Source organism: Fibrobacter sp. (genome assembly GCF_045112255.1).
GTDB lineage: Bacteria > Fibrobacterota > Fibrobacteria > Fibrobacterales > Fibrobacteraceae > Fibrobacter.
On sequence record NZ_JBGUHR010000004.1, the window covers coordinates 1 to 14,041 of the forward strand.

Sequence of the window (14,041 nt, forward strand, 5' to 3'; positions counted from 1 at the left end):
GCCAAGCTGTTCAACGATATCTGCGATTTTGCCCCAGCCAATGATGTTGTGCCAGTCGGTCTGTTCCTTCTGTTCGCCGTTGTTGTCTCGATAGCGACGAGAAGTGGCGAGGGAGAACGAAACACGCTTGCGACCACCATTGGGATTAACGCGAACTTCCGGGTCCTTGCCGATATTACCGATGAGCATAACCTTATTCAAATAAGCCATATAATTATCCTATTTTAATTTTTTTTGAAATTTCGAAATCAAAAATACAAAAAGAATTTTGACAATTTTATGTCAAAAAATAAAAAAAATGGCGAATATCGCCTAAATTTTATGGATTTAGCAAAAAACCATGTGGCGTAAACCACATGGCCTTTACAGTAAAGAGAATTATAAAGCGAATCCGCCACGATTAGTATTCAAAGTTCACGCGGTAGCGCTTGTGACCGTTCGGGTTGACCTTGGCGCCCTTGGCGTTCACAAGTCCACGGTGTTCCTTTGTAATTGTTGGCGTGGTGCGGATTCCATGAATCGCGTTTGTTTCGCTGGAAGAGCTGGGCGGAACAAACTGGCTGCTTGATGATGCTACAGCGCTGGAGGAGCTTGCCGTCACACTGCTCGAAGACGATACCGGCGTGCTGCTAGAAGAGGCCGGAGCGGATTCGGTGTCTTTCGGAACCTGACCATTAAAGCCTTCCTGGCCTTTCTTGGTGAGCGCGATAATTGCCATGCCATCCTTTGTGAAGATGTTGCTTGGACTGATATCAACGCGGTTGCCATCAAATGTCCAGTCACCCTTGCTCCAACGGTTGTTATCGAATGTGTCGAAATTGTCGGTCCAGAGGAGCTTGAAATCGCTTCCATTATCGCCCTGGCCCGGCTTGTATTCGTAAACCTTCACCCAGTTGATGAACTGGTAAACCGGAAGGATGTTGTCGTTCCATGCGCCGACCCAGCCTGCGTCTTCATGGGACCACAGGTTGAAACGGAGACCCTGCGGCTTTTTGCCGAGGTCCTGAACCTGGTTGTTGTCGCCCTGGCCCTTGACGGTCTTGCGGACAACTTTGCCATCCAAGATCCATGCTACGTAATCAGGTGTCCATTCCATGCCGTAAGTGTGGAATGACTGGTTGGAGGCCGGGTTGATGGCGTGATGCTTTTCGCTAGTTACCTTGCGGTCGGGCTGGCCATCGCCGGGGCCGAAGCCGGTGATGATGTTGGATTGGAAGCTGCTGGGATTCTTGCCTAAAATTTCGATATCCACTTCGACCCAGGGCTCGTTTCCGCCGAGGTAGGAATCGTTGTGGTAAAGGAACATGGAACTAACCGTTCCCGAGCCTGCAGCCATCTGCATACGGGCTTCGAACTTGCCGTACATCCATGTTTCGTTCGTATAGAGTTCAGCACCGCTGTAGTCTTTTGCGCTGACCGCTGCGGTAAGCGCTGCTACAACGAGAGCGCTCTTGACTGCTGTTTTCTTGATATTCATATTTTATCTCCATGAAGTTTCTGTACAAAACAGAATCCCATTTAACCAAATATAAAGATAAGTTAGCGGACTTGAATAACCAATAAAATAGAGTGTACTTAGAAAAACAACTGTATCGATTGTGCTGCGGCTTTTTACAGGATAAATTCGAATTAGGTCTTAATTCGCCATAAATTCATTTTCAAACGGAATAGTAACTTAATTTTTATACTATTTTGGTAGGAAAAAGAGGCGATAATGAATTACTTGATTGTTCCCGGATTGAATAATTCCGGACCCAAACACTGGCAGAGCTTCTGGGAAAAGAGCTTGCCAAATGCGATACGAGTCATCCAGCGCTGTTGGGACCGTCCTGTGAAAGCGGACTGGGTCGAGACTTTGGACAAGTGCATCCGGCAGTTGAATGCGGATACGATCCTTGTATCGCACAGCTTGGGCGTTTGTACGACGGTCAACTGGCTTTTGAAGGCGCAATCGCAAGGTGGTGTTCCTCCGTACATCAAGGGGGCTTTCCTCGTTTCGCCGAGTGATGTGGATAACATAGAACTTATTGGAAGCTTTGCGCCGATGCCGCTTGATAAATTGCCGATTCCGGCGTGTGTCGTGGCGAGCGAAAACGACCCGTTTGTATCAATGGAACGTTCTGAATTTTTTGCCAACGCCTGGGGCGTAAAGCTATTTAATGCGGGTGCGCTTGGGCACATCAATTCGGATTCCGATCTCGGTGAATGGGAACAGGGGCGTAAATTCCTTGCGGAATTTGAAGCGACTCTCTAGCGTGACTATATTTTAGGTACACATCAACGGAGGTGTAAAAATGAAGGTCATCTTGTTTAACGGCAGCCGTCGTGAAAATGGCTGCACCTATACGGCTCTGAACATCGTCGCAAACCAGCTCAAGGCCGCTGGAATCGAAACGAAAATCGTGTTTGTCGGTGGGCGAGTGCTCAAGGGCGAGGTGAACGAAGTTGTCCACGAAGCCAAGGAACTTCTGGAAACGGCGGATGGCGTTGTTTACGGTTCTCCGGTGTATTATGCCTCTCCGAGTGGCGAAATGCTGATGTTCCTCGACCGCCTTTACGGTGTTGCTGAGGCAAATCTGCTGTTCAAGCCGGCGGCAAACGTGGTTTCTGCACGTCGCGCAGGGACGACCGCGACTCTCGACGTGCTCAATAAGTACCCGACTTACGCGCAACAGCCGCTTGTGACTTCGCGCTACTGGAACATGGTCCACGGTTCAAATCCGGAAGATGTGCTGAAGGACGAAGAAGGTGTGCAGATCATGAAGGAACTGGGTCGCAATATGGCTTGGCTCCTCAAGAGCATCGATGCAGGCAAGCAGGCGGGCGTCACGCAACCCGATGCCAAGCAGAAAGTCTATACGAATTTCATTCGTTAATAATTAATACTCTGCGGGTGGAATTTTTATACCCGCAGTTTTTGTATTCTCAGGATACGCGTGTATTCTGAGATTTTTTTTATCGGCGGGAAAAATATTAAAAAATGCTTATTTTTGAATAAAAACCGAAATTTTTGTATTCTGAAATATTGGCGATGAAAAATCGATTTGGTATTTTATTAGTATGAAGCCAATAACTGAATACGTTGACTACCGTAAAGTCATTTTAGATTTTTACAATGAAAAAAAGCAGGCGTCTGTTTTTTCGTGGCGTGTATTTGCGAAGTCTTCTGGGTTCTCCTCTGCGATTTTTCTCAAGTACGTTTGTGAAGGTAAAAAGAATCTCAGCATTTCGGCTGCAGCATCGGTTGCTTCTGCGATGAGCTTGGCTGGTTTTGATGCGGCTTATTTTAATGCCTTGGTTGTCTATGCGTCGGCAAAAACAGATGACGACAAGATGAAAGCTTATGAAGAAATGTGTGCATTGGCTAAAAAACGAAAGGTCAGGACACTTGGTGCCAATGAATACGTCTTTTTTAAATCTTGGAAAAATTCGCTGATCCGTGAATTGGCGCCAGCCATGCCTGGAGCAAAGCCTTTTGAAATGGCCAAAGTCTGTAAGCCTTTGATTTCGGCTAATGATGTTGGGGATACGCTTGCGTTTTTGGAAAATGAAGGATTTCTAAAGAAAGACGATAAAGACGTCTACCATCAAACGGACAAGACGATTTCCATTGGTAGTGTTGATGTCATTCCTGTTGCTGCAAGGAATTTACAGCGACAAATGGGCGAACTTGCGTTGGATGCGGTTAGCTTGTCGCCTTCGGAAAGAAGCATGTCGGGGATTACAATGGGCATAACCCGTAATGGTTATGAACGGATTGTGAAAGCCCTGGCTGAATTTAGAAAGCAGATTTTGAATATCGTATCTGAAGATGGCGATACAGAACAAGTTTACCGTTTAAATCTTCAGTTTTTCCCTCTCACTGAGAATGTTCGAGGAGAACGCTAAAATGATTTTAAAACCTATTGTTGTATTTGCCGCTTTGTGCTTTGTCGCATGCTCGGACAAGGTTGCAAGCGGTGCGAGTGAAGATGTCGGAATCACGCCTCTTGAAAGGTGGCAGGTTGCAGGCGTTTCCCAGAAGGGGCCTTTTGTAACGGGTTCTACTGTGAATGTGCTGGAGCTAGAAGGCACGACATTGACTCAGACTGGAAAAATCTTTAAGTCCAGTATCCGAAGCGATAAGGGTGATTTCGCAATTTCTGGGGCAGGGCTTGTCTCGCAGTATGCCATGCTTGAGGTTGATGGTTATTACCGCAATGAAATTACCGGTCAGGTGTCCTCTGGTTCCCTGGTCTTAAATGCCATTACAGATCTTAGTCATCGGGAAAATGTCAATGTCAACTTGCTGACGCATCTCGAATTTGATCGTGTAAAGAATCTTGTTTCGCAAGGGTATTCTGTAAAAAAAGCAAAGGACCAGGCAGAACGAGAAATCATTGTCACTATGGCGATGAACGAGTCTAGCAAAAAATTCGAAGACATGAACATCTTTGAATCGGGCGATGAAAATGGAATGCTTCTAGCCGTGAGCGTCTTGATGCAAAGCGATGTCGATGTCGCAGGACTTACGGAACGCATGGGCAAGTTTAGCTTAGATTTGGAAACAAATGGCTCATGGAATGATTCTATAACGAGGACCGCTATTGCGGACTGGGCCTCAAGAGCATCCGAGGACAGTACTTTCGTGAATATTAGAAAGAATGTTCTTGCGTGGGGCATTTCTGATACATTGCCGAATTTTGAAAAGTACGTTGACATGTTCTGGTATGATAACTACGGCTTGGGAGAATGCTCGAATTCAAACGCCGGTGATACCGCTGTAAATATGAACGATAAGAGTTCACGGTTTGGAGATTTCTTTATCTGTAACAATGAACGCTGGGAATACGCCCATAGAAAGAAGAGCCTTTATAAAGGCGATTTTGGAACACTGGTTGACGCAAGAGATGGTCGAACCTATAAAACGGTTCAAATTGGCGATCAGGTCTGGATGGCCGAGAATCTGAAATACAGTTATCCGACAAATGAACCCGTGACGGCTTGCCTTGGCGATCAGTCGCAATATTGCGAAAATTATGGGCGCATTTATTCTTTTGCTGCGGCTATGGATTCCGCTGGATTATTTGGTGATGGCGGTATTGGTTGTGGTCTCTCGAGTACGCTCTGTGATTTAAAAGAATCTTCTCGAGGGGTTTGCCCTGAAGGGTGGCATTTGCCGTCGGAAGAAGAATGGACGATTCTGATAGCGACTGCGGGTGGAAATGTTACAGCCTCAAGAACATTAAGGTCGGCTAATGATTTGGGTACCGATGACTATGGCTTCAATATGACAAGTCAATCTGTTGGTTTTTGGACATCGTCTAAAAGGAAATATGCAGGATCACAGTTTGATCACGTAGTTTATTTGGATGTGAACAATGAACAAGTTCTTTCTTTTTGGCCTGGTGAGTTTAATGCTTGGTTTATTGGCCGGAATGTTCGTTGTATAAAAGACCAGGAATCGCAGAATTAAAAATAGGAGAGTTTTGACATGAATATGAAATCCCTTATGCTTTTACCATTTTTGCTGTTTGCAGCTTGTTCAGATGACATTACAGGCGCTTCTGGTGAAAAAGGTTCTACATCTCTTGAAAATACACCTGCCGGAAGTTGGAATATTTCCGGGGTGTCTCAAAAGGGGCCTTTTGTAACAGGTTCTACAGTGAATATTATGGAACTGGACAGCCTGACCTTGGAGCAAACTGGTAAAATATTCAAGTCGACAATTCGAAGCGATGAAGGCGATTTTATCATCTCGGGTCAAGGCTTTTCATCTCCATATGCGATGATTCAGGTTAAAGGCTACTACCGTAACGAAATTACAGGAAAAAGATCTTCCGGGCCTTTGACCTTGAACGCTTTTACGGATTTGGGCCATCGTGAAAAAGTCAATGTTAATTTGTTGACACACCTTGAGTTTGAAAGAGTCAAGTTACTTGTCTCCCAAGGAAAATCATTTAAAGAAGCTAAAGCTCAGGCTGCGAATGAAGTCCTTGCGGCTATGGCCATGAATGATGCCAGCAAATCTTTTGAAGACCTGGATATTTTCAAGTCGGGAGATGAAAACGCGAAGCTCCTTGCGATAAGCGCCCTAATGCAAAGCGATGTCGATGTTGCCGGCCTGACGGAACGTGTTGGCAAGTTCAGTATGGAACTTGCAGAAAATGGATTCTGGAGTGATTCGGCTACGAGAACCGTTATTGCGGACTGGGCTTGCGAAGTTTCTCAACGCAGATTGTTTAACGATATCAGGGCCAATATCCTTTCATGGAAAATTTCTGATTCTTTACCAGACTTTGAAAAGTTTGTGGATTATTTCTGGGCGGATAATTATGGTCTTGGAACATGCTCTGCTACAAATGATGGTGATACAACTGCAAATGTGAACCCGTTGAGTATCAGAAACGGTGAAAAGTTTGTTTGCGAAAATGGACATTGGGAATCTACAGAAAAGAATTCTGGTAATTATAAAGGCATTTTTGGAACGTTGACAGATGTAAGGGATGGTCAAACATATAAGACTGTTCAAATTGGCGATCAGGTCTGGATGGCTGAAAATCTGAATTACGATTACCATACACTCCAGACTTTCTCCATGTGCCATAACAAAGATCCTCAAAAATGCGATGAATTTGGACGGTTGTATCCCCTTGCTGCTGCGGTGGATTCTGCGGGCCTTTTCGGCGATGGAGGAATCGGTTGCGGTAGGGGAAATGTTGAGGCTTGCACAGTTCGAGAATCATTGCGTGGCGTTTGCCCTGAAGGGTGGCATTTGCCTTCGAAAAGCGAATGGATGCAGCTTTTTGTCTCTTTAGGCGGAGTTGTTGAAGAGTCGGAAACTGATGAGGTATACCCCGTAAAAGCGAATGGTTTCAATATAGATGATTCTGGATTTAACCTTCATAGTGGAGGATGTTATTATCCTACGGGTGGTTTTACGAATGAAAGCTGTGATATGTTTTGGACATCTTCAATTAGAAATATCCCGTTAATATTGGATCTTGATTCTCAAAGCGCTTCTGTCTGGAATACGGGTTGGGGATTCTCCTCATTCTTCTATGTTCGCTGTGTGAAAGATTGATTTTTTTCATAAAATTTCTATTTTTGCGATAGTCAGTTCGAGACCCATCCTGACTTTAAACAAAACTAGGAGATTTTATGAAAGACGCATTGCTGGTCTTGTCCGGTGGAATGGACAGTGTGACCTTGCTTTACGACCGCGCCGCAGATATTGCGCTTGCGGTCTCGTTTGATTACGGCAGCAACCATAACGACAAGGAAATCCCTTTTGCGCGCATGCATTGCGAAAAGCTAGGGATTCCGCACATTACGATCCCGCTCAAGTTCATGCACGACTATTTTACGTCGTCGCTCCTTTCGGGGGCGGATGCCATCCCGGAAGGGACTTACGCCGACGAGAACATGAAATCGACGGTGGTGCCGTTCCGCAACGGCATTATGCTTTCTGTGGCGGCAGGGCTTGCCGAAAGCCGTGATCTCAAGCGTGTGATGATGGCAAACCACTTTGGCGATCATGCCATTTACCCGGACTGCCGCGAAGAATTTGTGAAGAATATGTCGGCTGCAATTTCGGCGGGCACATACGCGAACATCACGATTGACGCTCCGTACACGAACATTTCCAAGGCGGACATTGCTCGCAAGGGCAAAGCGCTTGGCTTGGACTACAGTGAAACCTGGTCTTGCTACAAGGGTGGCAAAATTCATTGTGGCAAGTGTGCAACCTGCCTGGAACGTAAGGCGGCTCTCGCCGAAGCAGGCATCAACGACACGACGGAATACGAGGCGTAATATGTACAGAGTTATCAAGCGTATTGAAATTTCTGGGGCACACAAGCTCTCGCTCCCGTACGAAAGCAAGTGCCGCGGTCTGCATGGCCACAACTGGATTATCACGGTGTTCTGCCAGTCCGAAACGCTCGACGAGAACGGAATGGTGGTCGATTTTTCGCGCATCAAGGAAATCGTGAAGGGGAAACTCGATCACCAGTTCTTGAACGATGTGGTGGACTTTAATCCGACGGCGGAAAACATGGCGCGCTGGATTTGCGAACAGGTGCCGCATTGCTACAAGGTGCAGGTTCAGGAAAGCGAAGGCAATACCGTCGAGTACGAAGTGTAATAATTTATCATAATAGATTGCTTCGCGGAGTTTATCCCGGACGTTGTTCCGGGGATCGCAATGACGATGTAAGCAAAGTCAACGTCATTGCGAGACCCCGAAGGGGTCGTGGCAATCTAAATTGCATTGTGAATATGAAGGTCTCCGAAATTTTTAAGAGTATCGAGGGCGAAGGGATTCGCATGGGGCAGGCGGCGGTGTTCGTGCGTCTGCACGGTTGCAACTTGCGCTGTAGCTACTGCGATTCGATGTATGCGGTTGAAGGCTCCGACTATAAGCAGATGAGCGTGGAGGAGGTTCTCGCGGCGGTTGAAGCGTATCGCACAGAATCTGGAGTCAAGTGCGTCACGCTCACGGGCGGCGAACCGCTGATTCATGAAAACGTGGGCGAGCTGCTGGAAAAATTCAGCAAAGCAGGCTTTGAAGTCAACATTGAGACGAACGGAACGGTCCCTTGCAAATGGCGATTGCCCGGGCTTTTCTACACGATGGACTGGAAATGCAAAAGCAGTGGCATGTCTGCCCGAATGAAAATGGAAAACATCGTCTCGCTTAGCGAAAACGATGTGCTCAAGTTCGTGGTGGGTAAAGCTGAGGACTTGCTGGAAGCGGAGGGTGTTGTTGCGCGACTTTCGCTAACATCTTCAAATAACATGCCTCACATCTTTATTTCGCCGGTATGGGGCGAACTCACTAACGAAGAAATTGTCAACTGGATGGTAGCAAGCAAGGTGATGACGCAAAACAACGCCCGATTCCAAGTGCAGCTGCACAAGATCGTGTGGGACCCCGACATGCGCGGGGTGTAGCGGCGGAAGATAGCTTCCGCCTGTGGCTCTATTCTTGGTTGTTTTTGTTTTTCTTCAGGTATTTGATTAAAAGCGTTACAGAAACTCCTAGAACAAATCCTAGAATACCAGCCAGCACAAAACCGCCTGTACTTGCCGAGAGGATGAAAGATCCATAAGCGCCTGGCATGCCCGAAATTTCTGAACCTGCAAATTTCCCAATTACCGCCAAAAGGGATATAAGAGAAATACAGGCTGTTGTTGCCAAAAGATGCGCTATTTTTCTATCGCGTTTTTGCCTTATAACCTTTGCTCGCCGTCTGATTTCATTCAGGGCTTCGTCTCTCGTATATTTCATTTTGTCCTCCTTGCCATTACACTCTTTCGATAATTAATTACCTAAATGTAGATTTTTACTCACTGCTTTTTTGTAAAAAATATGCTTTGAAATAAGTACAAAAAAAGACGCCCAGGAAAAAGTTCCTGAGCGATTATTTTTGAGGTGTAAGTTTTATGAAAAAAGATTTTCCTGGCTTGTTTTGCCATTTTGATCTTTATTTCTACTATTAAATGCGGACATGTTTGTTTTTACTCAATAAAATATTGTAAAAATTGCTTTACGATTTTTTGGGATAAATGAGAAATAAAGGACAAATAGAGCGAAAAAAGGACTTGTCACTCTTGACTTTGTGTTAAATTTATAGTATGTTTTTAAGCAAACATGGATAAGCTAATATTTGATTGTGGTTGAGTTACCTTGATGGGAGATGGGCTCATGTCCGATATAGACGGACTATTATACACCAGTTTTTTGAGGAATAATGACCCGAATGCACTTGAAGCTCTTTTTAATAAATATAGAGACGGGTTAATCTTGTTTATTTATGGATTTGTTCAAAATTTAGATGAAGCCGAAGAGCTGATGATGGATACTTTTGCTATCTTGGCGTCTGGAACGGCTCGCTACAAGGAAAAAGCTAATGCTTCGTTTAAAACATGGCTTTATGCAATTGCCAAAAACCAGGCGTTGCTCTGTCTAAGAAAGCGAAAGTTTATATTCATTTCTCCTGATAAAGAATTTTTAAATAATTTTGAAGCGGATGAATGTCTTCAGCCGGTCGCGGAGCTTTTAAAAAACGAGCGAAATGCGCACCTGTACCGTGCAATGAAGTCTATAGATCCTTGCTACAGGCAGGCTTTATATCTCCTATTTTTTGAGAATATGAAGCCGGAACAAATTAGCCAGATAATTAAGAAGAATATAAAGCAGACATACAATATTTTGGCTAGAGGTAAGGAATCCCTGCGTATTGCGTACGAAAGGACTGCAAAATGAGCGATTTGACGAGGCTTGGTATTTTCGCGACCATATTTCAAGCTGTTGTCTTGGTTGTTGTCATTGCAAAGACAAATGAATTGATAAAAAGAGGGAAAAAATTTTTTCTTCCCTTTTTCTTTATCTTGTCGATGTCGAGCTTTTTTCTAAGCGATGTTTATTGGCTTGCTTACGATCTTTTAAAGCCCGGTATTCGCATGCCTATTGCGTCAAATGAAATTGCCGAGTGTGCCATGGTTCTCCTTCTGTCTGCTGCGCTGGAATCGATTTTGACAGATAAGAGAAAATATGCGGGGGAGATTGCGTTTGCTTTTTTCTTTATCGGTGCAAATATTGCATTATGGATTGTATGGTCCGGGGAATGGTTCCAGGATATTTTCTTTGGAATCCCGTATATTTATTTTCTGTGGCTCATCATTCGAGGTATCAAAACTCGACAAGCTTTATCTCAAAGAGAAATTAGGCTTGCAATGATGATAAGTGTTTTGGTCCTGATCATGCATGTCGCCATAAGGTTTTTAGACGGATTTTCCCTGTCTCTCGTTTTTTTTCTGTGTCATGCCTTTATGCTTGGAATGATTGTGTGGCTTGGTGTCAAGAGCGTTCGGCTGAAGGATTTTTTTGTGTCAACGGCATTTTTCCTGTGGACGAATCTGGTAATGTTCTCTAGCGTAAAGTTTTACTATTACGTTGCCTTCTTTGCAAGTACGATTGCTTTGCCGATGATGTATATATCGATGAAAAAGGAGCTTTTATCTGATGATATATGCTGAAAACATATTGATTTGCATTGCAGTCCCGTTGGCTATATCCTTGCTGTTCATTAAGGGAAACGCTCGACGTTTGCTGGTGTGCATTCTTACCGGTATGTTTGTCTGCATTTTTTCGGCGTATATCTCAGGATTTTTAGAAGTTGCATCTGGCTTCAGTTCCGAAGATACTTCCATTTTCTTGTCTCCCATAGTGGAAGAAGTCATGAAGCTTTTTTCGATTCTGTTCTGCATTTATGTGTTTGAAGCAACGGATAAAGAAATTCAGTTGTTTGCGGTCGGTATCGGGGCTGGCTTTGCAACTTTTGAAAACTGCTGCTTTATCATCTCGGCGGGCACTCCGCATCTCACATTCGTGTTGATTCGCGGATTTGCTGTTGGTGTCATGCATATTGTGACTTTGGTCGCTCTCGCTAAGGGAATACAGCTTCTGAAAACGTACAAAGTATGTTCTTTAGCCGGAATCGCGGGCGTTCTGTCAATGTCCGTGACAGTTCACGGTCTTTACAATTTATTGGTTTCTCAACCTGGGGTTTCTTCTTTTATTGGTTTTTCTATGCCGATGATATGTGCAATTTTATTGTATCTGGTAAATAGAAGGACTGAAGAATGTGATTGAAAGGTCGCTTCTTTGCTTTTAGTCTAGGTAAACGACTTCACCGATTTTCGGCATCAGTACAGGCTTGCCAGATTCCTGGGCGGACTTTTTCGCATTTTCGAGCGGCTCGTAATACGGATGATTGCTCAGGCAAAGTTTTGAATGATGAACGGTCATGTAGCGCGAGGCTCCGAGTTCTACCATTTCCTTGCTTAACTGTTCCGGCAAAGTATGAATGTCAGCCCAGTCTTTGTCGTACTGTCCATTTTCGAGAATGGCAAGGTCAATGCCAGGAAATTTCTGCCCGATTTTTGCAAAATGCGGTCCATAGCCAGTGTCACCGCCAATCCAGATAGTGCGTTTCGGCGATTCAAAAATGTAAGAAGCCCACAATGTCTTGTTCATAAACAGGCTGCGTCCAGAGAAATGCCTTGCTGGAGTTGCTGTGATGCGAAATCCGTTGCTTTGTTCCGAAACATCCCACCAGTCAAGTTCCACGAGCTTCTCTACAGGATAGCCCCAGTATTCGAAATGCTCGCCGACGCCTAGTCCAATGACAACTTTTTTAACACGTGGTTCCAATTCTTTGACGGTTTCATAATCTAGATGATCCCAGTGATCGTGGCTGATGACAAGATAATCGATATCGGGCATATCCGCTGGCTTGTAAATGTCCGTGCCCTTGAACATCTTGTTTACGAAGCTCACGGGGGAGGCTTTGCGAAATACGGGATCTACCAGAATTGTTTTCCCGGATAGATTCAAAAGGTACGAGGAGTGCCCAAACCATACAATCCAGTCTTTATCGCGAGGGAGTGTTTTCAAATCTGTTTTAATTGCTGAAATTGCCGTGTCGGGCGTGGTCAAGGACTTGTCGCCAAAAAGGTATTCTTTGTAGACGGAGAGTGTGCCGTTTTCGCTCGTCATCATCGTGGTCTTGATCTCGTTCACGAATTGCTTGCCATTGTAATTCGGCGACTGCTTGATACGCTCTAGGCGTGTGCCCTGCGGGAGCTTGCCGAAACTTGCCTGGTTGATGAACAATAAGACGATAACGCCTAAAACGCAGAGAATCGCTAAGGTTATAATCATAGGTTTCTTTTTCTTGAATGCCATTAGCGGTAATATATAATTGTTTTGCGTTATGGAAACTCTATTTTTTCGGTATAAAAAACGAGCGGCAAGATTTCTCTTGTCGCTTATGAGACTCCGCATTCAACAAACGCATTTAAGAACTTGCGACGTTGAATGCTCCGCGCTACGAAGGCTACTTAAGAGTAGCCTCCTCCGCTTGGCGGTGGATGCCCGCTTCTAAAACAAAAAGGCCCCGTTCTTTCGAACGGGGGCCTTTTTTGATGCCGTCGGCACAGATTAGAGGCTAATCAGGCCTTCAGTGTCCTTGGACATCGCATCGTAGAATGCGTAGCGAGCATCGACTTCCTTCTGGAGGTCGTCGGCGAGCTTCTTGGCCACTTCCGGATTGTTACGGGTGAGCTGCTTGTAGCGGTTTTCGGTGTAGATGTATTCTGCAACCGGAATCGTCGGCTTCTTGGAGTCGAGGATAAGCGGAGCCTTTCCTTCGGCGGCGAGAGCCGGGTTGTAACGGAGCAGAGTCCAGTAACCGGAATCCACAGCCATCTTCTGGTGCTGAAGCTGGCTGTTGAGATCGAAACCGTGGTTGATGCAGGGGCAGTAGCAGATGATCAGAGACGGGCCATTGTGTGCTTCCGCTTCCTGGAGAACCTTCAGGGCCTGAGCGTCGTTTGCGCCGAGGGCGATACGGCCCACGTAAACGTTCTTGTAGCTCATGGCGATAAGGCCGAGGTCCTTCTTGCCGGCGCGCTTACCAGCGGCAGCGAAGAGGGCGACTGCGCCACGGTTCGTGGCCTTGGAAGCCTGTCCACCAGTGTTGGAGTACACTTCGGTATCGAGGACGCAGATGTTCACGTTTTCGCCCGTGGCCATCACGTGGTCGAGGCCACCGTAACCGATATCGTATGCCCAACCGTCACCACCGAAGATCCACACGGACTTCTTCACGAGATAGTCGGCGAATTCGTCGCGGAGGCTGACGGATGCGTCGTCGGTAGCACCGGCGAGAGCAGCCTTAAGGGCGGCAACGTTTTCACGCTGAGCCTTGATGCCTGCTTCGTCATTCTGCTCCTGGGTCGTGAGCTTTTCCTTGAGTTCGGCAGGAACGTTCACGGCTTCGAGGAGGGAGAGAGCCTGCTTGGCATGCTTGGTGATAGCGAGGCGCATACCGAGACCGAATTCGGCGTTGTCTTCGAAGAGGCTGTTGGCCCAAGCGGGACCGCGGCCTCCCTTGTTCTTTGCCCACGGAGTGGTCGGGAGGTTACCGCCGTAAATGGAGGAGCAACCCGTAGCGTTGGCATGCTCTTTTTGGGCGTTCCCCACACTATCGTG

General features: G+C 45.9%; 16 protein-coding genes. 11 read left to right on the forward strand and 5 right to left on the reverse strand.

Annotated features, from left to right (window positions below):
• Together ACJMM9_RS00535 and ACJMM9_RS00540 are read right to left on the reverse strand one after the other, a co-directional pair.
• The coding region (locus tag ACJMM9_RS00535) for a single-stranded DNA-binding protein (RefSeq protein WP_405322872.1) at nt 1-210 on the reverse strand (210 nt) is incomplete at its 3' end.
• A gap of 190 nt (nt 211-400) precedes the next feature.
• Complete coding sequence (locus ACJMM9_RS00540) at nt 401-1,477, reverse strand: family 16 glycosylhydrolase (protein ID WP_405322874.1); 1,077 nt, start codon at nt 1,475-1,477, stop codon at nt 401-403.
• A 237-nt stretch (nt 1,478-1,714) separates the two neighbouring features.
• Here ACJMM9_RS00540 and ACJMM9_RS00545 point away from each other — a divergent pair, with 237 nt between their 5' ends.
• From ACJMM9_RS00545 to ACJMM9_RS00580, 8 genes are all read left to right on the forward strand, one after another.
• A complete protein-coding gene (locus ACJMM9_RS00545) occupies nt 1,715-2,254 on the forward strand; it encodes an RBBP9/YdeN family alpha/beta hydrolase (protein ID WP_405322876.1) in 540 nt (179 codons plus the stop codon).
• 40 nt (nt 2,255-2,294) lie between these two features.
• Nucleotides 2,295-2,876, forward strand: coding sequence for a flavodoxin family protein (locus ACJMM9_RS00550; RefSeq protein ID WP_085490398.1), 582 nt, complete (start codon nt 2,295-2,297; stop codon nt 2,874-2,876).
• Between the two features lie 184 nt (nt 2,877-3,060).
• Nucleotides 3,061-3,888: a TIGR02147 family protein gene (locus ACJMM9_RS00555; protein ID WP_405322878.1), complete on the forward strand. Its 828-nt coding sequence runs from the start codon at nt 3,061-3,063 to the stop codon at nt 3,886-3,888.
• A gap of 1 nt (nt 3,889) precedes the next feature.
• Nucleotides 3,890-5,455 (forward strand): FISUMP domain-containing protein, encoded by a 1,566-nt coding sequence (locus ACJMM9_RS00560; protein ID WP_405322880.1) that lies wholly within the window; start codon nt 3,890-3,892, stop codon nt 5,453-5,455.
• An 18-nt stretch (nt 5,456-5,473) separates the two neighbouring features.
• Entirely contained in the window at nt 5,474-7,063 is a 1,590-nt protein-coding gene (locus tag ACJMM9_RS00565) for an FISUMP domain-containing protein (RefSeq protein WP_405322882.1), read from the forward strand.
• Nucleotides 7,064-7,140: 77 nt separating this feature from the next.
• Entirely contained in the window at nt 7,141-7,794 is a 654-nt protein-coding gene (queC, locus tag ACJMM9_RS00570; protein ID WP_014545058.1) for a 7-cyano-7-deazaguanine synthase QueC, read from the forward strand.
• A gap of 1 nt (nt 7,795) precedes the next feature.
• Nucleotides 7,796-8,125: a 6-carboxytetrahydropterin synthase QueD gene (queD, locus tag ACJMM9_RS00575; protein WP_072828620.1), complete on the forward strand. Its 330-nt coding sequence runs from the start codon at nt 7,796-7,798 to the stop codon at nt 8,123-8,125.
• A gap of 134 nt (nt 8,126-8,259) precedes the next feature.
• Nucleotides 8,260-8,934 carry a 7-carboxy-7-deazaguanine synthase QueE gene (locus ACJMM9_RS00580; protein ID WP_405322885.1) on the forward strand — a complete coding sequence of 225 codons (675 nt, stop codon included), beginning with the start codon at nt 8,260-8,262 and terminating at the stop codon, nt 8,932-8,934.
• Nucleotides 8,935-8,962: 28 nt separating this feature from the next.
• On the opposite strand, the gene ACJMM9_RS00585 is transcribed toward ACJMM9_RS00580, so the two are convergent.
• Nucleotides 8,963-9,271, reverse strand: a complete 309-nt coding sequence (locus tag ACJMM9_RS00585) for a hypothetical protein (RefSeq protein ID WP_405322887.1) — start codon at nt 9,269-9,271, stop codon at nt 8,963-8,965.
• Nucleotides 9,272-9,688: 417 nt separating this feature from the next.
• Here ACJMM9_RS00585 and ACJMM9_RS00590 point away from each other — a divergent pair, with 417 nt between their 5' ends.
• The 3 genes from ACJMM9_RS00590 to ACJMM9_RS00600 are packed head-to-tail and all read left to right on the forward strand — an operon-like array spanning nt 9,689 to nt 11,638.
• Complete coding sequence (locus ACJMM9_RS00590) at nt 9,689-10,249, forward strand: RNA polymerase sigma factor (RefSeq protein WP_405322889.1); 561 nt, start codon at nt 9,689-9,691, stop codon at nt 10,247-10,249.
• Nucleotides 10,246-11,022, forward strand: coding sequence for a hypothetical protein (locus ACJMM9_RS00595; RefSeq protein ID WP_405322891.1), 777 nt, complete (start codon nt 10,246-10,248; stop codon nt 11,020-11,022). The genes ACJMM9_RS00590 and ACJMM9_RS00595 overlap by 4 nt, the downstream gene beginning before the upstream one ends.
• Nucleotides 11,009-11,638: a PrsW family glutamic-type intramembrane protease gene (locus tag ACJMM9_RS00600; RefSeq protein ID WP_405322893.1), complete on the forward strand. Its 630-nt coding sequence runs from the start codon at nt 11,009-11,011 to the stop codon at nt 11,636-11,638. Before ACJMM9_RS00595 ends, ACJMM9_RS00600 begins: the two co-directional genes overlap by 14 nt.
• An 18-nt stretch (nt 11,639-11,656) precedes the next feature.
• Here the strand turns inward: ACJMM9_RS00600 and ACJMM9_RS00605 are convergent, their stop codons facing one another.
• Both ACJMM9_RS00605 and ACJMM9_RS00610 read right to left on the reverse strand, forming a co-directional pair.
• Nucleotides 11,657-12,709: an MBL fold metallo-hydrolase gene (locus ACJMM9_RS00605; RefSeq protein WP_405322895.1), complete on the reverse strand. Its 1,053-nt coding sequence runs from the start codon at nt 12,707-12,709 to the stop codon at nt 11,657-11,659.
• 279 nt (nt 12,710-12,988) lie between these two features.
• A partial coding sequence (locus tag ACJMM9_RS00610; protein ID WP_405322897.1) for a thiamine pyrophosphate-dependent enzyme occupies nt 12,989-14,041 on the reverse strand: 1,053 nt, incomplete at its 5' end.